We start from the raw sequence: 25591 nt of genomic DNA on the forward strand, positions 1-25591 counted from the left end.
ACTCACTTTCCAACCGCTTCGCGGTATTCCTGATAGCCCTTGTTGTGAGACAGGGCTTCGTCAATATCGGCCTCGCCACGGGCGGCGAGCCAAGAATACATGTCGTCGTACAGGTACGGATTCATGGCGAGGAACGCCAGCAATTCGGGATGACGGGCGACTTCGAATTGAACATTGAAATCTTGCGTGGTTTTTGCCTCGTCAGAGGTCAGGCCATCGACTTCGACTGCCGGCTCCTGTGCTTTCAGCTCGCCCTTGGCCACACGCTCGAACACCGAGCCGGGCTCGAAGACCGGAGTGTGTACGCCCGTGGAGTCGATATCATATGCTTCGGATACCGACTGCTGGGCGGTTTCGGCAGCCGGCTGCTGGTCTGCTACGCCTGCTGCGGTGGCTTCTTGATATGCTTCGGCTGCGGTCCGCTGCTGATCGTCCGGTACGTCAGCTGCCGGCTGGTCGGTTTCAGACTGGGCGGTTGCCGGCTGAGCGGTCTCAGGCTGGGTGTTTTCAGATTGAGCGGCTTCGGCTTCCCGGGCGGCTTCAGGCTGGGCAACTTCAGCATGCTGTTCGACAGTGTCCGCCGGCTGAGAATCGCCGGCATTCCTGGTATTCGGAGCGGACTGAACGTTTTCGGCTGACTTGCTTGCGCCAGCCACCACATCGGATTCAACAACCGCCGCCGACGCCACTGCCGGCTCGCTTGTGCTGGGAGCGTGCTTAACAACGGCATGGGCGATGGCATCTACTGGAACAATACCGGAGATCCTGCTGTGCTTGGATGCAGGCGTTACAATCGTCGACTCAGGTTCGGTCTGCTGCTTCGGCAGTGCCACGGAGTTCATGGCCTGCTGGTTTTTGCGTTCGGTCTCCTGCTCGGCATGCTGGGCCAACGCATCCGCGAACAGATCACGGGGTATGGCCGGCTCATCGTTTTTCGTCACTGGCTGCGTGATATTCAGCGAGCCAAGTTCAAGCTCGTCGACCTTGCGTCGAACATTATCCGCGCTGAAGATGGCGGTCGGCTCGCCGGCCCGTAAATCAAGAATATCGTCGACGGACATATCCGCCGCATCCGGCTCCTGCGGTGCTTCGTGAACCGCATAGCCAAACAAATCAGGCACCTTGAGGTCGAGCGGCTTTGCCACTGGATCGTCGACACGAATGAAGTCCGCAGGCACATCGCCGAACTGCATGCGCATGGGAGACGTCGGCAACAGGAACTCGGCATTGGCCGGCAAGCGCAACAAATCGCCATTTTCCCGCACCACATACGATCCATTGGTCGATCCAAGATCACGGACCGAGGCCGTGCCATTGCTTTTTACCGTGAACATGGCGTGCCGTTTGGACATCGATTTGGTTTGATCGGCGACGTCAAGGCGGGTGTTGCCATCATCGGCAAGGGGGCGTAACGGCTTACGGCCGATTTCCACGCACTCCCCCGGCTTGACGCTGATCCGGTCGACACCGTTGATCTTCACCGTCCACTCGCTCACCGTGACCGCCTTCCTGGACACACTATTTGACCACACTACGTGCCATTGTGTCATCTTTTACCGGCTTTTGGCGGATTACTGGGCACAGAATTGACAACTTTCGCTCATTGCCAGCTTTGTGTTTCCACGCCGGATCGCGTTCTCCGCCTCGTCCTCGTCAACTAGTCTACTCAGTATGCGGAAACCCCGCAGCCTGAAACACAGGTGCGGGGTTCCTCGAAAAGCTGTGATTGCGGCTTATGCCGCACAAATCACTTGAGCTCGACGCTGGCGCCAGCCTCTTCCAGCTGAGCCTTGGCCTTCTCGGCATCTTCCTTCTTGGCCTTCTCGAGGACGGCCTTCGGAGCGCCGTCGACAAGAGCCTTGGCCTCGGCCAGGCCGAGGTTGGTGATGGCGCGGACAGCCTTGATGACCTGGATCTTCTTGTCGCCGACGGCGGAGAGGATGACGTCGAACTCATCCTTCTCTTCCTCAGCCGGAGCAGCAGCGCCAGCAACAGCGGCAACAGCGGCAACCGGAGCGGCAGCCTCGACGTCGAACTTCTCCTCGAAGGCCTTCACGAACTCGGAGAGCTCGACCAGGGTCATCTCGCCGAAGGCTTCCAGCAGCTCATCGTTGGTGTACTTAGCCATTATGGCTTCCTTTCAATCTTGGCGGCGGACGAAGTGGTAGATCCGCTGCCTAATAAACCTTATTGTTTAAATTATCGAAGCGACTGATTCATGCCGTGAGGGCGTAAATCAGGCAGCCTTCTCCTGCTTTTCGCGCAGGGCGTCGATCGTGCGCACAGCCTTGGTAGGCAGAGCGTTGAACAGGTACGCGGCCTTGGCCATCGATGCCTTGATGTCGCCGGCGAATTCGGCAAGCAGCTGCGGGCGGGACTTGAGGTCTGCCAGCTTCTTGGCGCCCTCGGCATCGTAGACAGTGCCGTCAGCGGCGGCACCCTTGATGACAAGAGCCTTGTTGTCCTTGGCGAAGTCACGGATGACCTTCGCAGCCTCGATGAAGTCGCCCTTCACGAAGGTGATGGCGGTCGGGCCGGAGAGAATCTCGTCGAGACCCTCAATGCCCGCTTCCTTGGCGGCGATGCGTGCCAGCGTGTTCTTTGCCACGGTGTAGGAAGTATCGCGGCCTAGCTTTTCACGCAGATCGGAAATCTGCGGAACGGTAAGCCCGCGGTACTCGGTCAGGTAGACGGCGTCAGCGTTACGGAATTCTTCCGTAAGCTGAGCGACTACCGCTTCCTTTTCGGGCCTCTTCATGGCGTTCCTTCCTAAGTCGGCCGTTGACTTGGAGTTCGGAACTTTCGGCCGGGCAACAAAAAAGCCCTGCGCACAGGCAGAGCAATATAATCTCGCGAAGCGACCTTCGCCGGCCCTTGACGGGCTTATATCTCTCAACCTGCGCTGGCTTGGCGAACCAAACTTCGGAAATGCACTCGCGCGCACTTCAACCAACGGTCTGTGGTTTACGGATGATTAGATTACGGATGGTCAGCGACATTGCAGAATTCGGGCGTGTCGCGGGGCATTACAGCGTGGCGGCGTACTGGGCTACGGACGCGGTGACTTCCTTCAGATAGTCGAGCGAGCGACGCCAGTGGCCGGGCACCTCGATCGAATGGTTGGCATCCGGGTATTCGTGCACGTGCGGGGTGAGCGCGTTGGCGCGGGCTTGATCGTAGAACGGGTCGGCGGTGCCGGCGCAGATCAGCGGTGCCGGGCCGGAGTATCGGGAGCTGGCGGCGTGCGACTGGCCGGCCTGTTCCGCGCGGATGATCGCCCTTGCTTCGGCCACGCTCGGGGCCTCGGATTCGGCGACGATATCATCGCCGACAGCCGGCACCGGAATCACCCGGGCGGATGGATCGAAGTCGGCGTGATGCAGCACCGGGGTCAGCAGCACGAACGGCAGACCGTAGTGTGAGGCCACATGTGGGTAGGTCATCGTCGTCAGCGACTTGCCGATCAGCAACAGGCGAGGGCCGGACGGGGTGTCGGAATCACGGTTCGGCGAGCCAGCTGCGCCATCGGCCAGCACGGTAGCAGAATCATCGGCGGCAACGCCATCCCCGGAATCACCGGCTTTACCCGCGCCGGACTCGCGCGCGGCGGCCACCCAGCCGTCAATCGCCTGATTGAGGACCGGAATCACCGTGGACAGGTCGTCGGAAGCGTTGCGTACGTTCATGCGGTCGATTCGCCAGCCGGCCTCGACCAGAGCCTGGGCCGACCAGTAGAGCAGCGGACGGTCGCAGTTGTAGCCGGTGCCGGGCATCAGCAGTACGCGGCCGTACTCCTGACCGGGCTTGACGACATTCTTCTTCCAAGAGGTGATGCTGACTTCGACGGCCGGTTTCATCGCGCGCCTTCCTTCCACGGGTGTGTCCTGCGTGTCCCCCTGAGTTGTTCCGAATTATTCTGGCAGTCAGTCTACTCCCGGACCCGTTCACGTTGCCTCCACAAGCTATAATCGGCCACGGTTCTGATTGGGTGCGCAGCGCCTGACGCGCGTTGGGCAGGCCGATCAGGGCGAGTCGCAATTCTCGCCGGGGCCAGCCGCAGCATTATGCACGCGGTGCGCAGCCCCGCATAAACCCAAGGAAGTAGAGAGTAAATGGAGAAGTTCTTCCATTTGAAGGAAAACGGCACGACCGTCTCGACTGAGATTCTGGCCGGCCTGACCACGTTCTTCGCGATGGCTTACATCATCGTCGTCAACCCGCAGATCCTGTCGCAGACGGGTATGCCGTGGGGCGGCGTGTTCCTGGCCACCATCATCGCGGCCATCATCGGCACCCTGGTCATGGGCCTGTTCGCCAACGTGCCGTACGCCCAGGCCGCCGGCATGGGCCTCAACGCGTTCTTCACCTACACCGTGTGCTTCGGCCTCGGCTTCAGCTGGCAGCAGACCATGTGCATGGTGTTCCTGTGCGGCCTGATCAACATCCTCATCACCGTCACCAAGATCCGCAAGATGATCATCCTGGCCATCCCGGAGTCCCTGCAACACGCCATCGGCGGCGGCATCGGCCTGTTCGTGGCCTACGTGGGCATGCTGAACGTCGGCCTGATCAAGTTCACTCCCGGCGATCCGAAGGCCGCCGCCAAGGGCGGTGCCGTTGCGGCTACCCCGGGTCTGGCCAACTTCAACGACAAGGTGCTGTGGGTCTTCCTGATCGGCCTCGTACTGGCCATTGTGTTCACCGTGATGAAGGTTAAGGGCGGCATGCTGCTGGCCATCGCCATCACCACCGTAATCGGCATCCCGTTCGGCGTGACCACCTGGTCCAACTCGCAGTCCATCAGCGAGACCTTCTCCCAGCTGCCGCAGACCTTCGGCGCGATCTTCTCCGCCGAGGGCTTCCCGGCACTGTTCTCTGATCCGACCAAGCTGCCGCTGGTCATCGTGACCATCTTCGCCTTCTCCATGTCCGATACGTTCGACACCCTGGGCACTTTCATCGGCACCGGCCGCCGCACCGGCATCTTCTCCGCCGAGGATGAGAAGGCTCTGGAGAACGGCCACGGCTTCTCCTCCAAGATGGACAAGGCCCTGTTCGCCGACTCCATCGCCACCTCCATCGGCGCCATCTGCGGCACCTCGAACACCACCACCTACGTCGAGTCTTCCGCCGGCATCGCCGCAGGCGGCCGAACCGGCCTGACCTCCGTGGTTGTGGCGATCTGCTTCGCCTTGTCCGCGTTCCTGGCCCCGGTCGTCTCCGCCGTGCCGTCCGCCGCAACCGCCGGCGTGCTGGTGATCGTCGGCTGCATGATGGCCGCTTCCCTGAAGGAAGTCAAGTGGGACGACATCGCCGAAGCCATTCCGGCGTTCTTCGCCGCCGTGTTCATGGCCTTCTCCTACTCCATCTCCTACGGCATCGCCGGAGGCTTCATCATGTACTGCATCGTGAAGACCTGCAAGGGCAAGGCCAAGGAGGTTCACCCGATCATCTGGACTGTGGCCGCGCTGTTCATTCTGGACTTCGTGTGCATGGCGATTCTGTAACGCTGATTGACAACGGATTAGCCTTTAAGGATTAATCCGCCGCCATACGGCATAAAGGCCGGGCTCTCACAAGGGCCCGGCCTTTGTTGTTGCCACAGTGATCAACGCCCATGAGTACCTTCGATGATCATCCGCCATTCTTGATGCATGGGAATAGTTGTCAACCGACAACTAAACGTACATGGCGGCAGCACGAGTGCCTTATTCAACATCGAAATATGCAGCGCGAAGAAGCCGAAAAACCAAAAAGGCTTCTATACCGAATGAAACGGTATAGAAGCCTTTTGGTTTGCGATCAAGCCCTTCTCGCCCGAGAGAAGCTAGAGAACGATCAGTCCTCGAATGCCGAACCGTTAAGCGGGAAGCCCTACGGGCTTCCCGTAGGTGAGGGAGCGGCTATGCCGCGACCGATCCGTGAGAGGGCTTTAGTCCTCGAACGGATCAAAGTCGCGACGGACGCGGCGACGCGGGCGCTCAGTACGCTCTTCGCGGTCGGCGCGGTAGTCGTCGTAGTTGTCGTCGGTGGCGTAGCGCGGGTTACGGTCCGAGCCACGGCCACGGCCACGGGAACCGCCACGGCGGTCATCACGATCGCCACGGTCATCGCGATCGGAAGAGCGACGGCGACGCGGACGATCATCATCACGGGAGTCGCGAGCATCACGGTCATCGCGATCGTCGAAGTCACGGTCGGCAGAACGACGGCGACGCGGACGATCATCATCGCGATCATCGCGATCGAAGTCACGGTCATCGGAGCGACGGCGACGCGGACGGTCGTCGTAATCATCCTCGAAGTCATCGGAGCGACGGCGACGCGGACGGTCGTCACGATCGTCGAAGTCACGGTCATCGCGATCGGAGCGACGGCCACGGCCGCCACGGCGATCGTCACGGTCACCACGGCCACGGCCGCCACGGCGGTCATCGCGATCGCCACGGCTCGGGCGGGCGTTGTTCTCCTGATCCTCGAAACCAGGAATGGCCAGGGAGATCTTGCCGCGATCATCGACACCCTGAACGATCACCTCAACGGTGTCGCCTTCCTTGAGCACGTCTTCGACAGCGTCAATACGCTCGCCGTTGGCCAGGTTGCGGATCTGGGAGATGTGCAGCAGGCCGTCAGTGCCGGGGGTGAGGTTCACGAAAGCGCCGAACGACGTGGTCTTGACGACCTTGCCGTTGTAGGTTTCGCCGGCCTCGGGCACGTGCGGGTTGGCGATGGAATCGATGATGGACTTGGCCTTCTTAGCGGCCTCGCCACCCTCGGAGGAGATGAAGACGGTACCGTCATCCTCGATGGCAATTTCAGCGCCGGTATCTTCCTGAATCTGGTTGATCATCTTGCCCTTCGGGCCGATGACCTCGCCGATCTTCTCGACCGGAACGGTGGTGGTGATGATGCGCGGAGCGAACTCGCTCATCTCAGCCGGGCCGTCGATGCACTCGTTAATGACCTCGAGAATCGTGGCGCGGGCTTCCTTGGCCTGCTGCAAAGCGGCGGCCAGGATGTCGGCGGGGATGCCGTCGAGCTTGGTGTCGAGCTGCAGGGCAGTGATGAACTCGGAAGTACCGGCCACCTTGAAGTCCATGTCGCCGAAGGCATCCTCGGCACCCAGGATATCGGTGAGGGTCTTGAAGATGTGCTTGCCATCAACGTCGCCGGACACGAGGCCCATGGCGATGCCGGCAACCGGGGCCTTCAGCGGCACGCCGGCAGCCAAAAGGCTCAGCGTGGAGGCGCACACGGAACCCATCGAAGTGGAACCGTTGGAACCGATGGCCTCGGAGACCTGGCGGATGGCGTAGGGGAACTCTTCACGGCTCGGCAGCACCGGCACGAGAGCCTTCTCGGCGAGGGCGCCGTGGCCGATCTCACGACGCTTCGGGGAGCCGACGCGGCCGGTCTCGCCAGTGGAGTACGGCGGCATCTCGTAGTTGTGCATGTAGCGCTTGGACTGCGGACCGGACAGCGCGTCGATCTGCTGCTCCATCTTGAGCATGTTCAGGGTGGTGACGCCCAGAATCTGGGTCTCGCCACGCTGGAACAGGGCGGAGCCGTGCACGCGAGGCACAATGTCCACCTCGGCGGACAGGGTGCGGATGTCGCGCAGGCCACGGCCGTCGATGCGGTAGTCCTCGGTCAGGATGCGGCGGCGCACGATCTGGCGCTGCAGCTCCTTGAAGGCGTTGCCCAGCTCCTTGTCCTTCTCGGCGTCGTCCATATCGGTGAACTCGTTCGCGAGCACCTCGCGCACGTGCTCCTTGATCTCATGGATGCGATCCTGACGCGGCAGCTTCTCGGCGATGGAGAGCGCCTCGTCCAGATCCTTGTGAGCGATCTCGTCGATACGGGCATACAGCTCGTCGGTGTACTCCGGGAAGAGCTGGAATTCCTTGGTCTCCTTGGCGGCGATCTTCTTGAGCTCATCCTGAGCCTCGCAGATCACCTTGATGAACGGCTTGGCGGCTTCAAGACCACCGGCCACGACCTCCTCATCGGGCTTGGTCTGACCCTCGTCATAGATGAGGTGCCAGGCGTTCTTGCCGGCACCCGCCTCGATCATGGCGATGGCAACATCACCGTTCTCGATCACGCGGCCAGCGACCACAATCTCGAACACGGCGCGCTCACGCTCACTCCAACGCGGGAAGGCGACCCACTGGCCGTCGATCAGCGCCAGACGCACACCGGAGACCGGGCCTTCGAACGGCAGGCCGGAGATCATAGTGGAGGCGGAAGCGGCGTTCAGGGCGATGACATCGTAAGCGTCATCAGGGTTCACGGCGAGCACGGTCTCGACGACCTGCACTTCGTTGCGCAGGGTGTGCGGGAACAGCGGGCGCAGCGGGCGGTCGATGATGCGGCAGGCGAGGATGGCCTCGGAGCTCGGGCGGCCTTCACGGCGGAAGAACGAGCCCGGAATCTTGCCGGCAGCGTACATCTTCTCTTCAACATCAACGGTCAGCGGGAAGAAGTCGTAGTTCTCCTTCGGGCTGGAACCGGCGGTGGTGGTGGACAGAATCATGGAATCGTCGTCGAGGTAGGCGGCCACAGCGCCATCGGCCTGCTGGGCGAGGCGGCCGGTCTCGAAGCGCAGCGTGCGCTTGCCAAACGATCCATTGTCGATTACGGCCTCAACGGCCTTGATTTCGGGACCCTCCATAGGGTTCCTCCTTCTTTAATTTTCTAATTATTCCTACATACTGTGCTGCGGTTCGGCGACTCGCTTGAACCGCAACTGTCCTCTTCAGCGGACGTCACATACCTTGTTTCGACTGACCCCTTGGCCGTCGTTCCTCGTGTCAACCCCTTCATTCGGGTTCTCCTGTCGGCCTTACCTGCTGGCCTATCCTCTAACCCTCTTGCCGTTGTTGCCGTTGGCTGGCGATATGTAAAACGCCCGAGCACCATCCTAGGTACTCGGGCGGAAGTCTTCAATTATCGACGCAGACCCAGACGCTCGATGAGGGAACGGTAACGGTTGATGTCAACGCGCTTGAGGTAGTCAAGCAGGCGACGACGGTCACCGATCATCAGCTGCATACCACGACGGGAGTGGTGGTCGTGCTTGTGCTCCTTGAGGTGCTCGGTCAGATCAGCGATACGCTTGCTCAGCAGAGCAACCTGGACCTCCGGAGAGCCGGTGTCACCTTCATGGGTCGCGTACTTAGCGATGATTTCCTGCTTTTCTTCAGCCGTCAGTGCCACGGCATCCTCCTTATATTGCTGCGCGGTGCTACCGGCCCGATGCCGGCGCGCTCTCTATCCGCGGGCGAAATACGCCAAGGGTCAATTATACAGGAGCACCAGACACCACGAATCAGACCAACGTCAGCAGGCCGCCAAACATCACAACAAGCAAAGCAATCGTCTCAATCACAAAAAAAAGATAAACGACGCCCAACTGCGCGTCAGCACATTCAACGGCGACTCTTTTTTAATCGTCACCAACAATCCCACCCACAGCACCGCGAAAACGGCAACGCCAATACCAACTGAAATAATGCCAAGATTCGCCGCATTCGCCAATGCCGACGACTCTCCGTACACCACATATGTCGCATACCAAAAATCAATTTTCAGAATGCGCAGGCCGGCAATGAGTTGCTCCGCCGCCAAGCCAATCACAAAAACCGCGCCCCACAAGCGCCGATGGGCGTCAACAACCAGCAGACCAAGGCCGGAAACGGCAATCAGCGTCACCGTCCAGGCAACAAACGCGGCGCCGCGCGGCTCAAGCGCGCTCAAATTATCAAGCAGCCACTGCGTATCGTTCACCGCAATCGCACGCCCCCACCAATACGGCACCACAATGGCCGCAATCACCAGCAGCGCATAAGCCAGCCACAATGCAGGATGCGAGCGCTTACGCTCAATATCGGCCAGCGACAGCGTCGATTCGGGAATGGACGCCACCGGATGCTTGGAAACATCGTTATGTTTGGAAACATCGTTGGGCATGGGCGAAACACCATCGGACCGCGTATCGATTTCAGCCTGCACCTCACCGCTCGCCTGCTGGTCGACCGGCTGTTTCTCCACGCTGGAATTCACCGCCATCTACGTTTACCTCGCGTTCGTTGTTCGACGCCACACCTGTCTGCACAATGCGTCGTCTCATGCCGCGACGCCCATGCTAGGACGGTATTGTATCGTGAGTGCGCCATACGATAATGACATGGCGCCGGACATAACGCCGCAATACCTGATTTTCGCTAATCGCAACCATGCTTCGGCGGACGACATAAGCCATACATATGTTCATAAGGGCGAACCATATCCGAATTACTCACTCCGCTAACATCACCACATAACGGCAACATAGATACACAGCCATACTTGATATCAGGAGAACGCCGTCGATTCGAAATGAAAACTGCCAGCCGCCCACACACCAGCTCCTTTGTTTCCAAAATCGCACATTCTACGCCGATGTCATGCTCCACCATGTCTCACGCCGCGGTCTCAACATAACAGGATGGGTTGTACGAATCCACGTTGCCGAGCATTCGCACAACCCACCATTGCGACACATCACTGATTCCGCACATTCAATCGCTGCAACCAACAGGCTGCGGCGATATTTCAGCGCGAAGAGCGGCGTATCCGAATGACACTGATGCCAGCCAGCATCAGGGCAATTGCAGACAGCACCATCGGTGTTACGGACGAACCAGTTGATGACAGTTCAGATGAATTATCATCAGCAGTAGAAGACTGTTGCTGGCCGCCATCACCGGTCTGATCGCCGTTACCCGACTGGTTACCGTCACCGGTCTGATCACCACCACCAGGATTTCCGCCATCACCAGACTGACGGTCAACCGCCAATTGCGCGAGCTGCAAACTCAGTGCACGCTGCGGGGCATCCACCTCATTTTGCGTGGAAGGATCGGATGCCAACGCCTGCTTTGCCTTATCAAGTAGCGTGAGCATCTTATCCCACTCATCCATAGGATATTCCGCAGACTGCAGAGAGTCAGCCTGATCAATGGCCGAACGCAGCTTAGACGTATCCACAGCTTTGCCGTCAGAAGTCAACACGTCGCTCAAGTCATAGTAATCAAAATCGACATAACCACCCGTATTCTCCTTGGCGTAATTGAACAAGCCGATTCGATACCCCTTAAAGTGCGACAAGCTCCAATCGTAAGTCAGCGGCCCCTGCTCGTCGCCAAGCTTGGACCATTGCTTACCGTCCAGACTGTACCAATACTGAATCGTCAACTTACCACTCGCATTATCCAGTGTGTTGTCCGACTTGATCCACACATTGGTCGCATCATCTGGCAATGTCACTGTGCCGCCCGATACAAAGGCCTCTTCAGCGTCACGATCAATCGTATCGTCAACGATATTACCGTCCGCGTCCTTCACGCCATTGTCGTAGACACGCTTGACCACGCCCAACGTTCGCTGTCCATTTTCTTGACGCACAGCGGCATAGGCAAAACTACGGGTATATGTAGCGAGGCCTGCGGTGTCTCCATCCTTCATATGACTGACATCCATGTGGGTTTCCACAGACATGGATCCGCCAAAGGTACGCTGCGACAAAACGTTACGGGCGGTTTCAAAATATGTCAGGTCGCCATAAGTGCCTTTCATATATTTGGCCGTGGCGGAAACCTTGTGCCCATTGGTCAAACGCAACCAGCCTTCACGATCAGTGAGAGACCAATATCGGTTATCTGGATTATGTCCCCATTCCCATACCAAATCAAGATTCGAACCATTGGGTTGGTATTCTTCGGCGACCGGATATTCCTTCTCATCAGCAAGACCGATCAGGGAAATATCGTCGATGACGTAATCCATGCACGTGCCTTCCGCACCCCACGCGGTTTCGACAATGAGTTTGGAACCTTCCACATTAGCGTCGGATGGGATGGAGAACTCACCTGTGATAGTAGTCGTCTCCCCACGTTTCACTGTTCCTGTGGCCACACGATTAATTGTGCCGTCTGCATATTGAATCGCCACATAAAACAGGTGGGAAGTCACAGCCGATGAATCGACGCCGTCCATCTCATGGTCGTATCGAATCGTTGCACTGGCACGATATGTCACGCCCTGCTGCAATTTTCCATCCATAGATTGACCCGGGCCAGCGCCATTGTATTCGCCACGATTCGTCACAGCAAGACTCGTGGTTCCAGAAAGAGAACCATCCGTAATCGCGGTAAGCGTACCATTCCACTGAGGGGTCCACGATTCAGTCCCGTTTTCGAAATCGCCATTGTCCACCAGCTCGATTCCAATCAGAGAATCGTCAACCTGAGGAGGCTCCTCCAGAGTCCACCAATCCTGATCCTGATAAGACTGATGAGGCGCGTCATTATCAAAATCGTCCGAATTGACCAGGGAACGCTGGCGAACCAGATTCTCCAAATCAGCAGGCAAATCAATCAGTTTGTCGTAGGTGTCCGACGCGCTTACCTGATTATTGTCCCCAAACACAGGCCATCCGTCATCACCCCACGTTGCAGGAATCAAACCGGGAATACGTCCGGTCGGATATGTGTCTCGGAAGAAGAATCCATGCCAAGACGTCGTGCCATCACCGTTGTCGACTTCAACAAGGCTACCTTGTGCGAAAGCACCTAGATAATACTTTTTGGCTTCGTATTTGGAGCCATCAAGCAAATCAGTGGTGCGCAGCAGCATCACCATACGACCGTCTTTGCCCCAGTAAATCGTTGGAGTATAGAAATAATCACCGATTTTGAAAGTCTGAGATCCTTCAAATCCGGTAGGAGTCTCACCAAGATCATCAGTGAACTGTTCGGCAGAGATGATATTCTCATGGCTCTCCACCACCGTGGTTAAATCATCGGACAGCCTATATTGGTTGACGCCGGAGATAATCCAAGGACTCCCTTGCTCATCAAAATACAATGACGGATCATGGAATCCCCGATTAAGGGCAATCTTCGTCCAAGGACCATTCTCAATATCATCGGTGTAGTAGATATAAGCGCCATTAAGGTTGTTCGTATTGAATAACACGTAGAAGCGGCCATTGTGATAGCGCAGCGACGGAGCCCACTCGCCTTCGCCATACGAGCTAGCTCCATTGCGCAAGGATGAAGCATCGCTCATAGAAATGCGATCATACACGTACGTGACTATCCACCAATTGACCAGATCATAGGATTTCATAATTGGAGATCCGGGACTGAGCTCCATAGTGGTACTCACCATGTAATACACATCACGACCGTCTTTGTTATTCGGATCGTCCTTCGACACACGAATAACACTGATATCCGGAACATCCGTGTTCAACATGGGAATGGAATACGTGCCATCACCGCTATCAGTCGTGGTGTAACTGCCATCCGATGGCGTTGAAGATGGCGTTGAATCATCCGCAAAGACCGGCATTGGCGCCAAAATCAACCCACAAGTCGACAACACCGCGATAGCACTAGCCGAAATTTTTTGTCGTAAATAATTCATAAGTCTTTTAAACTTTCATGATAAGCACTCAACATCGAGTGCGTATTCCAATAGCATGTCCGCACAAATCAGCAATGAATGACGATAAGACATTCCCGCATATGGATAAGTGATGGACATTACCACTGCCAAAACTTACGCTTGAACAAGTACCAGTTCTAGGTTTCATGTGCGGTCATCCCGAGGCTGCCGCTACGGGATGACCGCATTACCAAGAGGTAACTAGCGCATCTCGCGACGCACTCGCGCTACGATCACACCAGTGAGAGCCAAGCAAGCGACAATCACAGCACCAGGCAAGACAGAGGAACCGGTTTGTGCCAAATCCACGCCATCCGTGTCATCAACGGCATCGGAAGCATTGTCATTGGAGCCGTCGGCATTGCCATCAGTGGAATCATCAGCCAGCTTCAGACCGGCACGTGCACTATTCAATGCAGCAAGCGCATCTTGAACCTGCTGTTCAGTAGCGGATTCATCCTGCAATACCGCCTGAGCCTTCTGCAATGCGTCAGCAAACACCTTCCAGCTCTCTTCCGTGTAATCGGAAGCGTTCAGGCTGGAATTCTCATTCACTGCGCTCTGCAAATCAGACTTGTCCACCGGAGTCGAAGGAGTTTCATCCTGCGACTCCGTGAAAGTGTACGTAGTGATGTCGTACAGCTCATCCTGAGCATTCGCACCACCATCGGATTTGAAGGAGAACACCACATGATGCACCCCTGTCACACCCTCAAGGGTGGTCGTGTAATCGGCGTACTCGGATCCATCACCGGCAGGAATCGAAATAGAAGCCACAGGTTCGGAATCCGGATCATCAAGACGAATCTCAAGGATGCCTCCGGCTTTGCCAGCTGCAGTCACAGTCAGCGAAGAGGCGCCGTTATTCCCGAAATCGACATTCGCCAAAGACGTCCACTCACCATTATTAATATTGCTGAGCTTCTGACCTTCGGAATTGTCTGTAGTCATATCGACCACGCGCACACCAGAAGTCAGGTCATATGCGTTCTGAATGCCGGAATCCCATGCAATGGTGGAAGCTGGAATGCCTCCATCTTGATACGCGTCCAGATTCTTCACCGAAGAGAGACCCTCATATGTCATTGCAATATCGGCAATGGAACCATCCTCGTTAACCGTAATCGGATCGAGATGAGTATTTCGGTAGCCATGCGCCGCGTCAAGATTACCGCCGTTCATCAATTCCTTTGCCACCGTTTGCGCATGGTAGGTCATATACCACTGGTCGCCAAGTTGAACCATCGCGTGATGATTGTTGCCGCCAACACCGAAATACGTGCTCGGATTCTTCAGAATCTCACCCTGATAAGTGAACGGCCCCATCGGGTTGTCTGAAGTCATATACGCGATATTGCCGTAACCGACCGTGTTACCATCAATTACGTTGTCATGGCTGAAATTAGTGCAATACGAGTAGTAATAAGTACCACCTATCTTGGCAATCCCGGAGTCCTCAAACATGGCAGGTGCGTCTATGGCCTGAGCCTCACCTTCGGTATGCAGCATGTCATCGGACAGTTTAATAACGCGAGCCGTGTTCGGATGTTCTTCCTCGCCTGTCGGAACACCACCTCCGTAATACAGGTAGCCCTGCCCGTCATCATCCACGAACACCGCGGGATCAAACAGCCAGACCACACCAGCGGATTCAGGAGTACCGCCCTTAATCAACAGCTCACCGGTTTCGTCCTTCCACGGACCAACAGGAGAATCCGAGGTCAGCACACCGATACCGCTGCCGCCATTGGCGAAATACAGGAAGAACTTCTCTTTACCGTTGATGGTCTTATGAGCGACGGCAGGAGCCCAGGAATTGCTGGCCCAGGTGGCCACCCCCTGTTCTCCAGCCACACGAATGTAACCCTCATTACGCCAATTGACCATGTCATCACTGGACAGAACATTGATGGTCTTTACTTGAGCGAACGAATTGTCCTTGATCTGCCCAGTACTGTCATATTCATAGTCATAATTCAACGAGCCATCAGCATTCACAGAAGTGCCATCACCCGTAGTGTAGATATATACGCGTCCGTTGTATTCCATAGCCCACGGATCGGCGCCATACCAATAATCGATAATCGGGTTTGAATAGTCGCCGAAAGCCTTGGCTGCCGTTGCCGTACCCGTAGTCGGCGGCACGAATGAGGAACCAGAATCCGAACCGGTTACGGAAATGTCGTCGACAATGAAGTCGGCATTGCTCGTGCCATACTTGTTTTCAATCACCAGCGAGGGACTGGTGAAATCACCACTACCACCTAACGTTCCAGTACCTGAAATTTGTGTCCACTCACCCGCTTTCGCCGTTCCGGTCGCAATCTGGTCACATCCGGAACCATTACCCGAACAAACAGTGATATTGAATTCACCGTCTTCCGTGGCCTTGACCCACATACTTCCGGTATATGTCTGTCCTTTTTCCACCTTGCCATCAAGAGACTGGATTGCACCAGCATCAGAGGATGTACGATCAGTAACGCTCAAGGCGCCACTGCCACCATGCACATCATCCGCAGTGACGGCAATGGACGATGCGGAGCTATTCCACACCGTTCCAGACTTCCAACCATTAAGATCGTCTTCGAATCCGCCGTTGACGACCAATTCGACGGGTTCATCGGCCGACGCCGCAGTCACTCCGATAGTCGCTGGAAATACAGCCCCCATGCAACACAGCACGGATGCAGCCGCAGCAGCAACCACACGACCGGTTTTCCTTGTTTGCAATATGTGAATGTTATAAACCATTCAGTTCCCTTTCCTGAATGATGGAGGGCGACTCCCCCCCCCCATCATTTTTTCTTCGCCGCACAATCGAATCCCACGTTGGTTACGACCACATCGCGGCTCATTGCAAAGCCATGCCAGAGGAACGTCCCTCAAGGGCAGCCATGCAACAGCCATTGTATAAATGAGCGCATTTCACTCGCGATCGTCCTTGATAACAAATTGATAACGATATGCACAATGAAAATAAGTTCACATAAACGCAACGCAACACATCAAATATGACAGTTTCATATGCCAATTACACACTTTGCATAACATATTTCAACAAAGAATGGAGACGTACAAGCGAACTCATCTGATGCCACCACTCATCGCCTATAAAGCTGGCGTGTCGCGCCACAATAACATCACAGCCGATAAAACGACACCCCGAAGTTGAGACTCATTCAACAATGCGGCCAGCTTAGACACACAACCAACGCTTCGCTTCATAGCACCGAACATTGATTCCAGCACAGTCACGACCATCTTCTTTGAAGGCAATCGTGTTTACGCCCCGGGTTCTAAATAGAAGTGCAACACCTTGTCTAGGGTTGGAAGTGTTCGAAGTTTCTAACTTAAGAAGGTGTTGCACTCATGGGTCAACAGTATTCGCACCTGTCGTCCGAGGAGAGGATCCTGATCGAGAAGCTGCATTGCGAACAGCATCTGAGCGTCCGGAAGATCGCGGAGGAAATCGGTCGGGACAAGTCCACGGTGTCACGCGAGCTGAGGCGCGGCCTGTGGTTCGCGTCCAACGAGAACGGGTCGTACCGTCCCTACCGGCCGAAACGGCTGAAGACCGGGCCGTGGACCTCGGGTCCGTTCTATTCGGCGCTGGCCGCGCAGAGGAAGGCGGACCTGCGCCGGCGCGGATCCCGCAAGCCGCGTCGCATGGACTCGGACCGGCTTCGCGCCTGGGTGCTGGACTCGCTGCGCAGGGGGTGGAGCCCGGAACTGATCGAGGGACGGTTGAAGGCCCAGTACGCCGGCGACCCGTCGATGCGGATCAGCCACGAGTGCCTCTGCCAGTGGATCTACGCCAAGCCGCAGCGGGCGCTGGACCTGCGCCAGTACCTGGCGCGCGGCAGGAAACGCCGGACGAGGAAAAAGGGCAGGAAGGCGAAAGGGCCGCGCATCCCGATGCGCGTGCCCATCGCGGACCGGCCCGAGGCGGTCGGATCCAGGAAGGGGTTCGGCCATTTCGAGTCGGACACGGTGGTCGGCGCCGCGCCGTCGAGGCGCTGCATGAACACGCAGGTGGAGCGCAGGAGCCGCAGGCTGTTCGCCCGGCTCGTCGACGACAAGAGCGCGTCCGCCACGGCCAGGGCCGAATACGAGATCTTCAAGGACATCCCGCCGGCCGCGCGCGTCGACCGCACGTGGGACAACGGCACGGAGGCGAGCCTGCACATGCTGGTGGACGAGGCGCTGGGCATGCTCACGTACTTCGCCGACCCGTACAGTTCCTGGCAGCGTGGCAGCAACGAGAACAGGAACGGCAGGATCCGCCGCTATCTGCCCAAAGGAACCGGGTTCGAGGACTTGGCCCAGGAGGACCTCGACGCGATCGTCGGGGAGATCAACGACACCCCCATGAAGCTCCTCGGCTACAAAACGCCCAACGAGGTATGGGACGAGGAGATCGCCAAGCTACAATCGAAGGCAGCCAGCCCGAACACAAGCGTTGCGCTTACAAATTGAATCCGGGGGCCTCATGAGCCGAGGGTGTAAGGGATAAGGTGTAAAGGGTAAGGGTTTAAAGGCGTAAGGGTGTAAGGGGACACTCACTCCTGCCGGTACAGCCGCGAATACAATCCGCCGGCCTGCAGCAGTTCGTCATGCGTACCGGATTCGACGATCTGCCCATGATCCATGACATGGATGCGGTCGAAATCCCGAATCGATGCGAGTCTGTGCGCCACGACGATGCACGCATTGTCGGAGTCGAGCAACGCCGTCATGACATGTCGCTCGGTATCGTTGTCCAGAGCACTGGTGGGTTCGTCCATAAGTAGGAAGTCCGGTCTTCCGACGACCGGATCCATCATCCCCTCGTTGATGCCGGCAACCTCGCACGCCCTGACGATGTCGTCATCCGTCAGCCACGGACGGTGCAGCGTGATATTGTCGCGCAAGGTTTCGTTGAACACCGTGGATTCCTGATGCACATACGCCAGCCTGTCGGCCTTCCATCGGCTGTCCGCGTCGTAAATCCGGCATCCGCCGTCGTTGATGGTCACCGTGCCACAGACGGGTTCGATGAGTCCGGCGAGCAGTTTCAGCAGCGTGCTTTTGCCCGAGCCAGTGGGGCCGACGATGGCGATCTTGTCGCCTTCACCGGCGGGAATCATCTCGCAAATCTTGCGCATATAGGTGGCGAACGCCATGATCTGGCTGATGACGCCGACGATGCCGGAGAAGGTTTCGATGAAGGCGCGTTGCACGTCAGCCTGCGCGACGGTCGCACGCTCGACCAGCGTCCTGTTGCGCAGGGAATAAATGACGGATACGACGAGCACCGCCGCGCACACCGTCAGGGTCAGCATCGTCAATGGCGCTGAATAGGCGATCATCATGATCAGGTAGACCACGAGGAACACCATCGACACGACCGTCGACGGCAGACTGCCGGTCACGATCTGTTCGACGACCATGACCAGGTTCGCGCGGTAGATCAGGTCACCACTGGAACGGTTCACGAAGAACGGGAACTCCCGATCGAGCACGCCGGTCATGTATCGGCGGGACAGGTATCGTCCGAATCGCACCTGCACGCGGGTGAGCATCATGGTGTTCAACGCGCCGACCGCCATCGCCGTGAACGCCGGGCGCGCTGCCTTCCACGCGGCCACGGGAGGCGTCGCAGGCGTGGCGGCGGGAGGACGTCGCGTTTCCCGATTCCCGGACGGGTTCCCATCTCCGAGCGTCCGCCGGAGGCCGGCGACCGCAGCGGTTTCGGCCATTGGGAGGCCGACGGCGTGATCGGCGCCGGATGCGACCTGCACACTGAGGTCGAGAGGAAGACCAGGTTCCTCATGGCCGGGATCGTGCCCGGCAGGACCGCCGGGGAAAGCGTCGGGGTGCGGCTGGCGATGTTCTCGCCGCTGCCGGCCGGCGCGCGCGTCAGCGTCACGCACGACAACGGCGCCGGGTTCGCCCGCCACACGCGCCTGCGCGACGGGCTGGGCATGGACACGTACTTCGCCGACCCGTACTCCAGCCGGCGGCGGGGAAGCAACGAGAACCGGAACGGCATGATCCGCCGGTATCTGCCCAAACGCAGCGAGATCCGGATGGGCATGGCCGGGGAACTGCGGGAGATTGTCGACGAGGCCGACAACCGTCCCATGCGCGTGCTGGACTACCGGACGCCCGCCGAGGCATTCGCCGACGAACTGCTAGAATTGCAGGACCAACAGGGGGTGTTGCACCTCTAAATAGACATCGGGCACACGGTTTGCGCGGTGGTGAGCAGTGAGCGGTGAGTATTGAGCGACGTACGGCGACTCACGTGCGCTCACACAGTGGTGAGTAATCCGCCAAACAACACCACGAGCAGGGCGATGGTTTCAATCACGAAGTACAGAATGAAACTCGCCCAGCTTTTGGTCAGTACGTTCAGCGGCGAGGTCTTCCGGATAATCACCAGCAGACCAACAAACACCAGGGCGTATACGGCGATGCCGATCGCCGCCCCCATAATGCCCAGATTCGCGGCATTTGCCAGACCGGCCTGCTTGCCGTAGACCACGTACGTGGAATACCAGAAGTTGAGATTGAGCATGCTGAGTCCCGCGATGAACTGCTCACAGGCCAGCCCGAGCACGAACACGATCAGCCATGGCCAGGACGGCGAGACGACCACCGCCATCGCCAATCCGACGTACGTGATCACCACGGCCACCCAACCGACCAGTGCGATACCTTGCGGAGACACTCCCCCGAGCACGGCCACAATGGAGTCAGTATTATTCACCGCCAGCGAGCGACCGAACCAGTATGGCGCGATGATGGCGCACAGTACGGCAAGAATAATCAACGCCCAACGCAACGGATGGGAGCGACGGCGCTCGATATCAGCCAAAGACAAATCGGTCTCGGGTATGGAAGCCTCGGGGTGCCTGGAAACCTCGACGGTCTCTACTTTGCCGCCTACGATTTCCGTCGCCTCGTTAGGTTCTTGCTCGTTGGATTCCTGCTCCATGCACCGCCTCGCCGATTACCTGCTTATTGCCATGTATTGCCATGCCGATTATTGCGATGCCTATCTTAGCGTGCGTGTTGGGCAAGTACCTGATGTTCCCTGTGGTTTCGCGCACTGATTGGATACAGACAGGCTACTGCTGTTGCCCGTCTGTATCCGGCGACTTGTCCGCCGCTGTATCCGTCTGTTCCTCAGGCAACGTATTGGCAGCCTGTTCCTTACGCCGCCTGCCGTGCAGCAGGGCCTCGAGCATGTCGACCTGACGCTCCAGTTCGTCGATACGACGTACCTGCTGCGAAATCAGCAAGTCGCGTAGGTCATTGTTCTGCTCTTTGCGGGAGACGGGGAAGATGATGGCGCGACGTTCGGGCGATACGTGGAAATCGGATTCGCTGCCGGTACCAGCCGGAAGTGACGATTCCGCCGAGTCGCGCCAAGCTCTCGCTGCTCGCGCACTCTCCGGAATGTTTGGTGCGCCCGCGGCTCCCGAGCGGAAAAGCTCCGAATCTGAAGCCCCCCCCCCAGCTTATTTTCCACGCCGGCTTTGGCATTGCCGGAGTTCAGGATTTCGTCTTGCGATTCACGCCAGCGGGCAAGGCAACGTTCGATGCGCTTGTACCCGATTAGAGCCGGATCCAATCCGGCTTCACGGAACATGCGCACGGGTGAGGCACCTTCGTTGTAGTGGACTACACAGTAACGCTTGAAATCATCGGTATAGGTGATGCGCTTCGCCGTGGCTTCCGCCACTGCCGACAACGACTTCAGATACTTGATCTCCTCGGGGCTAAAAGTCCCTCCACCACTGGTCATCCTCATCCCTTACACTCGTTGGAAGGCTCATTGCACACCCCCCTTGATTATGGGGTGAATGCCATAGTTCGGGATAGTAATACTTATAATTCGGACATGCCTAACCCCTAGTAGGGTCGTTTTTATCCCCGTTTAAGTGGAGCCTGAGTAGTGGCTGGACGGCAACTGAACGATAATCGGCCCACGAATGGGGTATACAGGCCCATCCTTCACCTCCCCTACGATTGTGTTCGCTTGGCGATTGTTACCGAGCCTGCGTGAAACGTTTGTTGTGGTGAAACACAAGTTATTTTCGATGCCCGGCCCCATTACATTCAAATCAAAATGCCATACATTGCCCATAAGATTCGGAGATGGTCCACAAGTCATCCGTCTGAGATGCCGCCAATATGACAAATGGCCGATCTGAATAATCAGATCGGCCATTGTTATAGCTGCTCAGTTATAAGCAGCAGTCAAGCTCACGCGTTGAGAGCGCGCTTGGTGGAACGGGACTTGACGAACACGGTCACCGCGGCACCCGCGATCAGCAGACCGATCACGGAGAACAGCATGGTTCCGGCGGCACCGGTGAGCGGCAGCTGGGTGATGTTCTTGACGTTGGTGACCTGGAAGGTGCCCTTGTTGTCCTTGGACAGGTTCCAGGCATCCTTACCAGCGAAGGTGGCAGCAGCATCTGCGGTTGCACCGGTAGTGATCGTGAACTTGCCAACGAAGGTGCCGTTGTAGCCAGTCGGGACCTTCGTCTCAATCACGGTGTAGGTGGTGTTGAGCTTAAGACCGTTCAGAGTGTACTTACCCTCAGCGTTGGATTGCAGTGTGTCCGTGGCGCCTTCAGGGTAAGTGCCATCAGCATTGGCGGTCGGCAGAGAATACGCACCGTTAGAGCCATTGAACTTAAGCGGAGTCTTCGCTTTGAGCTCGTCAGCGGACAGACCGCTAACATCGCCTTCGTACACTTGGAACTCAGCACCAGTCAGAGCAGCAGCGTTCTTGTCGACTTTCTGCCAAGTCACGGCACCAGCCTTGGTGGTTTCTTCCTTGCTGCTCTTCAGGTCGACAACGCCGGCAGCGGCGAGAACGCCAGTGGCGTTGTTCACGGACGGCGCGGCGCCCGTGATAGCAGTGCCAGCGAGAATCGGAGCATTGCCATTCCACACGAGCTTGTGAGTGTCATTATCTTCGACGACCAGCTTTCCACTCTGGTCGACAATCAAGTACAGACCACCCTCAGCGAAGGTGAAGGTCTGGGTCTTGCCACCGTTAGAAGCCGTCGGGGTAATGTCCGTGACAGCCAGATCCTTAAGCGCGTTCACAAAAGCGGTGGTCTGCGCGGCGGTCAGGGTAGTGTTGCCCAGCCAGGCCCACTCGTTCAGGGAATCACCCTTGGTCTGGTCGTTGTAACCAGCAGCAGCGAAAGCAGCATCCACTGCCTCACCGGAGACCAAACCCTCCAGCTCAACGCCAGTGTTGCCATCAGACACATACTTGGCGAGCTCAACGTACTTGAACATGCGCAGGTTAGCCTGCAGGTCAGCGGTGTCAACCGGCTTGGTGTAGAACTGGTTTGCATCCGTGGCGTTGACTGTGATAGTCGTGCTGGAGATGATGGCCTCAGCCGCGTTGGCGGTGGTGGCGCCGAACGCCATGCCACCAAGCAGGGTGGCCGCAGCAGCGACACCCGCGAAAAGCTTCCTCAACTTCATGAGAAACCCTCTCTTCCTTATTGTGATTGATTTTCTTGCAATCGCGGAGGCTGCAACCCCACAGCAAGGCCTCCGCAATCCGCAAATCCTTATTGTTTTTTCGGGGAGGGAAGCCTTCATCGACTCCCCTCAGTCCGCCTTCGGCGGCCAGCTCCCCTCAGCGAGGGAAGCCAAAACCACCTCAAGTTTCTTGAAATCAGACCAGCTGACGCTTACGCCAGACCGTGTAGCCCGCAGCAGCCAGCAGGGCCAGCAGGCCCAGGCCACCGCCGAACACCATCCAGTCACGACCAGTCGTGCCACCGGTCAGCGGCAGACTGGAGATAGCCACATACTTGTTCGTGAACTGTGCCGACTCCGTATTCGTTCGGTCGGAATCGTTCTCGCCGTACTCGTAAGAGACAACGGCATCCGTCCTGGAGACCGTGACCTTGACGGTCACCTTATCGTTGTCATACTTCCAACCGGCAGCAGGCTTTTCGGTGTCCTCCGAAGCCTCGAACGTGTAGACCAAATTGTCAGCACCGGTCGGAACCCTGAACTTCAGGTCCCCATTGCCGAAGCCAACCGTCGCGCTCGCGCCGCTAGCAGTCAATTCGTCCTTGGACACAGTCGTAGTCAGTCCATTGTTGGCCAAGCCGGTAACGTCAGCGCACTTACCAGCATTCGCATCCGTGCTATCCACACACTTCAGGTTGAAGCCGAAGTCCGAATTAGCAGCATGTCCCTGCACAACCTTCGTCACCTTGACATCCGAAGCGGGCAAGGTCACGTAAGAAGGCGTGTTGGTTACCGTGAAGGCACCGGATTGTGCGGTCAAACCTTGTAGCTTGAGGTCAGTCTTATCAACCTTGGAGTCATAGCCTTCAACCTTGACCTCGGAAACCGAGTATGTGTGCCCCTCAGGGCCGGCAGGCACCGTGAACTCGTGAGTCCAGTTGCCGGCGGCATTCAGAGTTGCTGAACCGTTGGCATAATCCTCGCCGTCCTGCTTGAGCTGGACCTGCACGGAATCATTCGCGTGATTCTCGTTGTCGTCGGACCAAGTCTTCGTCACCGTAATCTTGGAGACCGGAAGGGTGATGGTCGGCTTCTGCGGGTAGGCGGCGGTCTGCGGATCGCTCGTCGTCGTGCCGCCCTGCGAGGAGGTCACCACGGTCTTGTAGTCGACAGTGGCGCTGGAGTTGTCGTTCGTGTAGAAGTTGTTGTCGCCGGAGGCATTGGCATCGTCCTTGTGGTTCTTAACAGCCTCGTCGAACGCAGCCTGCGTCGGCTTGACATTGAAGCTCACCGTGTAGGTGACGCCGTCCTCAAGCGTGTCGTCGTTGGACGTGACCGGCCAAGACACGGTGCCATCAGCCGCAACCGTCGCCTCCGGGGCGTCAGCCCACGCCGTGGTCTGGCCTTTCCGGGTCTTCGTGTACGTGAAGCCCGCGGGCTCTCCATTCTCGGAGGCGCTGTCGGAGCTCACGACCCAGCTGGACAGCCTGTCGTGAATCGTCACGTCGGCATACTCAGCCGTCTTGGTGATCTCCTGATAAATGGACTCGAAGATGTTGTTCAGCTGGCCGGCATCCGTGGCGGCCTTGTAGTAGCTGCTGGTCTCGGCGCGGTCACCGAGGTTGGCGTTCCAAGACTTTCCCCACAAATGCTCACTGCTCGTTGCAGTGGCATCCGGGTAGTTGCTGGAGATGCCGTGCATGTACTTGTTCAGGTTGCTCGAGGTGTCGCCGGGGTTGGCACCGCTGACGACGCCGATCGAGTAGATGGTCGTCCCGGCGTCCTTCAGGCTCTTCGCCTTGTTCACCGCGGTGGCGGCGACGGTGGGGTCAAACCCGCTGCCGTGGTTCGGCTCGCCGTCGGTGAAGAAGATGACGACCTTCTTCGCGTTGGCGCGAGGCTGATACGTTAGCGCCGCCTGGGCGCGGTTGAAGGCGTAGTCGGCGGAGGTCGCGCCGGACGCGCTCAGGCCGTTAACCGTGCTCGTCAGTCCGGAGACGTCGTACGTCAGGTTGCTGACGATCTGCGTGTAGTTGTAGGAGGACCAGCCTTCGCGGTAAAAGTCATTGCCGACGCTGGTCTTCTCGGTGCCGGCGAACTTCACCAGGGCGATGCGGTTCCGCTGGCTCTGGTCGGTAATCTTCGCGTTCTCTGCAGCCGTCGCATTGATGAATTTATTGACCGCGGTCTTGAGCGAGTCAATCTTCGTAGGCTGGTTCCAACCGCTAGCGATCTTTTCGGCCATCGAACCGGACACATCCAACACCAGCACGATGTCGAGTGGCTGGTTCGTCACGATCTCGCCCGTACCCGCGCTCTTCGCACCGGTGACGTTCAACGCCACCGTGTACGTGCCGTCTTCATTGGCGGTAACGGTCTTCTCGCGGGCCGGAGCAGACAACGTCGGATCATCCGGCACGCCGTTTGTTCCCTCGGTGGAAAGAGGAGCAGGCGCGCTGGCGGCCGCCTTCTCATCGGTGGTCTGCGATTGTGTCGTGGAGGCATTCCCATCGTCCGCCATGGCGGTTGCGCTCACACCGGCGACGCCACCGAGCATCGCCACGGCGGCAACGATCGCCACTAACCGTTTGCCTTT

General features: G+C 57.7%; 16 protein-coding genes and 2 pseudogenes. 3 read left to right on the forward strand and 15 right to left on the reverse strand.

All coding sequences use genetic code 11. The features are described 5' to 3' along the window. Nucleotides 1-2 precede the first annotated feature (2 nt). From BLLJ_RS08830 to BLLJ_RS08845, 4 genes are all read right to left on the reverse strand, one after another. Nucleotides 3-1496: an FHA domain-containing protein gene (locus BLLJ_RS08830; protein ID WP_007053003.1), complete on the reverse strand. Its 1494-nt coding sequence runs from the start codon at nucleotides 1494-1496 to the stop codon at nucleotides 3-5. A 251-nt stretch (nucleotides 1497-1747) separates the two neighbouring features. Continuing rightward, nucleotides 1748-2128, reverse strand: coding sequence for a 50S ribosomal protein L7/L12 (gene rplL / locus BLLJ_RS08835; RefSeq protein ID WP_007053002.1), 381 nt, complete (start codon nucleotides 2126-2128; stop codon nucleotides 1748-1750). Nucleotides 2129-2236: 108 nt separating this feature from the next. After that, nucleotides 2237-2758, reverse strand: a complete 522-nt coding sequence (rplJ, locus tag BLLJ_RS08840; RefSeq protein WP_007053001.1) for a 50S ribosomal protein L10 — start codon at nucleotides 2756-2758, stop codon at nucleotides 2237-2239. A 268-nt stretch (nucleotides 2759-3026) separates the two neighbouring features. Next, complete coding sequence (locus BLLJ_RS08845) at nucleotides 3027-3857, reverse strand: hypothetical protein (protein WP_007053000.1); 831 nt, start codon at nucleotides 3855-3857, stop codon at nucleotides 3027-3029. Nucleotides 3858-4112: 255 nt separating this feature from the next. On the opposite strand from BLLJ_RS08845, the gene BLLJ_RS08850 reads away from it, so the two are divergent. Continuing rightward, entirely contained in the window at nucleotides 4113-5507 is a 1395-nt protein-coding gene (locus tag BLLJ_RS08850) for an NCS2 family permease (protein ID WP_007052999.1), read from the forward strand. 425 nt (nucleotides 5508-5932) lie between these two features. On the opposite strand, the gene BLLJ_RS08855 is transcribed toward BLLJ_RS08850, so the two are convergent. The 5 genes and pseudogenes from BLLJ_RS08855 to BLLJ_RS08875 all read right to left on the reverse strand — a co-directional run bounded on the left by BLLJ_RS08855 (nucleotide 5933) and on the right by BLLJ_RS08875 (nucleotide 16248). After that, complete coding sequence (locus BLLJ_RS08855) at nucleotides 5933-8674, reverse strand: polyribonucleotide nucleotidyltransferase (protein WP_007052998.1); 2742 nt, start codon at nucleotides 8672-8674, stop codon at nucleotides 5933-5935. A 275-nt stretch (nucleotides 8675-8949) separates the two neighbouring features. Next, on the reverse strand, nucleotides 8950-9219 hold the full coding sequence (gene rpsO, locus BLLJ_RS08860) for a 30S ribosomal protein S15 (RefSeq protein ID WP_007052997.1): 270 nt from the start codon (nucleotides 9217-9219) through the stop codon (nucleotides 8950-8952). Nucleotides 9220-9331: 112 nt separating this feature from the next. Further along, a pseudogene (locus BLLJ_RS08865) lies at nucleotides 9332-9972 on the reverse strand (teichoic acid transporter). 624 nt (nucleotides 9973-10596) lie between these two features. Beyond that, entirely contained in the window at nucleotides 10597-13398 is a 2802-nt protein-coding gene (locus BLLJ_RS08870; protein WP_013582930.1) for a beta-xylosidase family glycoside hydrolase, read from the reverse strand. Between the two features lie 297 nt (nucleotides 13399-13695). After that, nucleotides 13696-16248 (reverse strand): family 43 glycosylhydrolase, encoded by a 2553-nt coding sequence (locus tag BLLJ_RS08875; protein ID WP_013582931.1) that lies wholly within the window; start codon nucleotides 16246-16248, stop codon nucleotides 13696-13698. Between the two features lie 618 nt (nucleotides 16249-16866). Between BLLJ_RS08875 and BLLJ_RS08880 the strand changes: the two genes are divergently transcribed. Next, nucleotides 16867-17973, forward strand: coding sequence for an IS30 family transposase (locus tag BLLJ_RS08880; protein WP_013582932.1), 1107 nt, complete (start codon nucleotides 16867-16869; stop codon nucleotides 17971-17973). An 83-nt stretch (nucleotides 17974-18056) separates the two neighbouring features. Here the strand turns inward: BLLJ_RS08880 and BLLJ_RS11470 are convergent, their stop codons facing one another. Next, nucleotides 18057-19124: an ATP-binding cassette domain-containing protein gene (locus BLLJ_RS11470; RefSeq protein WP_013582933.1), complete on the reverse strand. Its 1068-nt coding sequence runs from the start codon at nucleotides 19122-19124 to the stop codon at nucleotides 18057-18059. Between BLLJ_RS11470 and BLLJ_RS08890 the strand changes: the two are divergent. Continuing rightward, nucleotides 19074-19709, forward strand: a pseudogene (locus BLLJ_RS08890) (IS30 family transposase); the annotation flags it as partial. The gene BLLJ_RS11470 and the pseudogene BLLJ_RS08890 overlap by 51 nt on opposite strands. Before the next feature lie 80 nt (nucleotides 19710-19789). Here the strand turns inward: BLLJ_RS08890 and BLLJ_RS11200 are convergent. The 5 genes from BLLJ_RS11200 to BLLJ_RS08910 form a co-directional block, all read right to left on the reverse strand. Next, complete coding sequence (locus tag BLLJ_RS11200) at nucleotides 19790-20476, reverse strand: hypothetical protein (RefSeq protein ID WP_007053774.1); 687 nt, start codon at nucleotides 20474-20476, stop codon at nucleotides 19790-19792. A gap of 133 nt (nucleotides 20477-20609) precedes the next feature. Further along, nucleotides 20610-20783, reverse strand: coding sequence for a hypothetical protein (locus BLLJ_RS11290; RefSeq protein WP_007055458.1), 174 nt, complete (start codon nucleotides 20781-20783; stop codon nucleotides 20610-20612). Then, entirely contained in the window at nucleotides 20777-21295 is a 519-nt protein-coding gene (locus tag BLLJ_RS08900) for a hypothetical protein (protein WP_007058367.1), read from the reverse strand. Before BLLJ_RS08900 ends, BLLJ_RS11290 begins: the two co-directional genes overlap by 7 nt. A gap of 455 nt (nucleotides 21296-21750) precedes the next feature. After that, the gene (locus BLLJ_RS08905; RefSeq protein WP_013582935.1) at nucleotides 21751-22995 is read right to left on the reverse strand and encodes a SpaA isopeptide-forming pilin-related protein; all 1245 of its coding nucleotides are present in this window, start codon (nucleotides 22993-22995) and stop codon (nucleotides 21751-21753) included. A gap of 196 nt (nucleotides 22996-23191) precedes the next feature. Next, entirely contained in the window at nucleotides 23192-25576 is a 2385-nt protein-coding gene (locus BLLJ_RS08910) for a DUF7604 domain-containing protein (protein WP_011068724.1), read from the reverse strand. Nucleotides 25577-25591 lie beyond the last annotated feature (15 nt).

The sequence above is a fragment of the Bifidobacterium longum subsp. longum JCM 1217 genome, assembly GCF_000196555.1.
Classification (GTDB): domain Bacteria; phylum Actinomycetota; class Actinomycetes; order Actinomycetales; family Bifidobacteriaceae; genus Bifidobacterium; species Bifidobacterium longum.

What these genes read in the sequence shown, in the direction of transcription:
- rplL (WP_007053002.1), bottom strand. Translation starts at nt 2,128, where the DNA reads ATGGCTAAGTACACCAACGATGAGCTGCTGGAAGCCTTCGGCGAGATG.
- rplJ (WP_007053001.1), bottom strand. Translation starts at nt 2,758, where the DNA reads ATGAAGAGGCCCGAAAAGGAAGCGGTAGTCGCTCAGCTTACGGAAGAA.
- BLLJ_RS08845 (WP_007053000.1), bottom strand. Translation starts at nt 3,857, where the DNA reads ATGAAACCGGCCGTCGAAGTCAGCATCACCTCTTGGAAGAAGAATGTC.
- BLLJ_RS08850 (WP_007052999.1), top strand. Translation starts at nt 4,113, where the DNA reads ATGGAGAAGTTCTTCCATTTGAAGGAAAACGGCACGACCGTCTCGACT.
- BLLJ_RS08855 (WP_007052998.1), bottom strand. Translation starts at nt 8,674, where the DNA reads ATGGAGGGTCCCGAAATCAAGGCCGTTGAGGCCGTAATCGACAATGGA.
- BLLJ_RS08870 (WP_013582930.1), bottom strand. Translation starts at nt 13,398, where the DNA reads ATGCCGGTCTTTGCGGATGATTCAACGCCATCTTCAACGCCATCGGAT.
- BLLJ_RS08875 (WP_013582931.1), bottom strand. Translation starts at nt 16,248, where the DNA reads ATGGTTTATAACATTCACATATTGCAAACAAGGAAAACCGGTCGTGTG.
- BLLJ_RS08880 (WP_013582932.1), top strand. Translation starts at nt 16,867, where the DNA reads ATGGGTCAACAGTATTCGCACCTGTCGTCCGAGGAGAGGATCCTGATC.
- BLLJ_RS11200 (WP_007053774.1), bottom strand. Translation starts at nt 20,476, where the DNA reads ATGGAGCAGGAATCCAACGAGCAAGAACCTAACGAGGCGACGGAAATC.
- BLLJ_RS08900 (WP_007058367.1), bottom strand. Translation starts at nt 21,295, where the DNA reads ATGAGGATGACCAGTGGTGGAGGGACTTTTAGCCCCGAGGAGATCAAG.
- BLLJ_RS08905 (WP_013582935.1), bottom strand. Translation starts at nt 22,995, where the DNA reads ATGAAGTTGAGGAAGCTTTTCGCGGGTGTCGCTGCTGCGGCCACCCTG.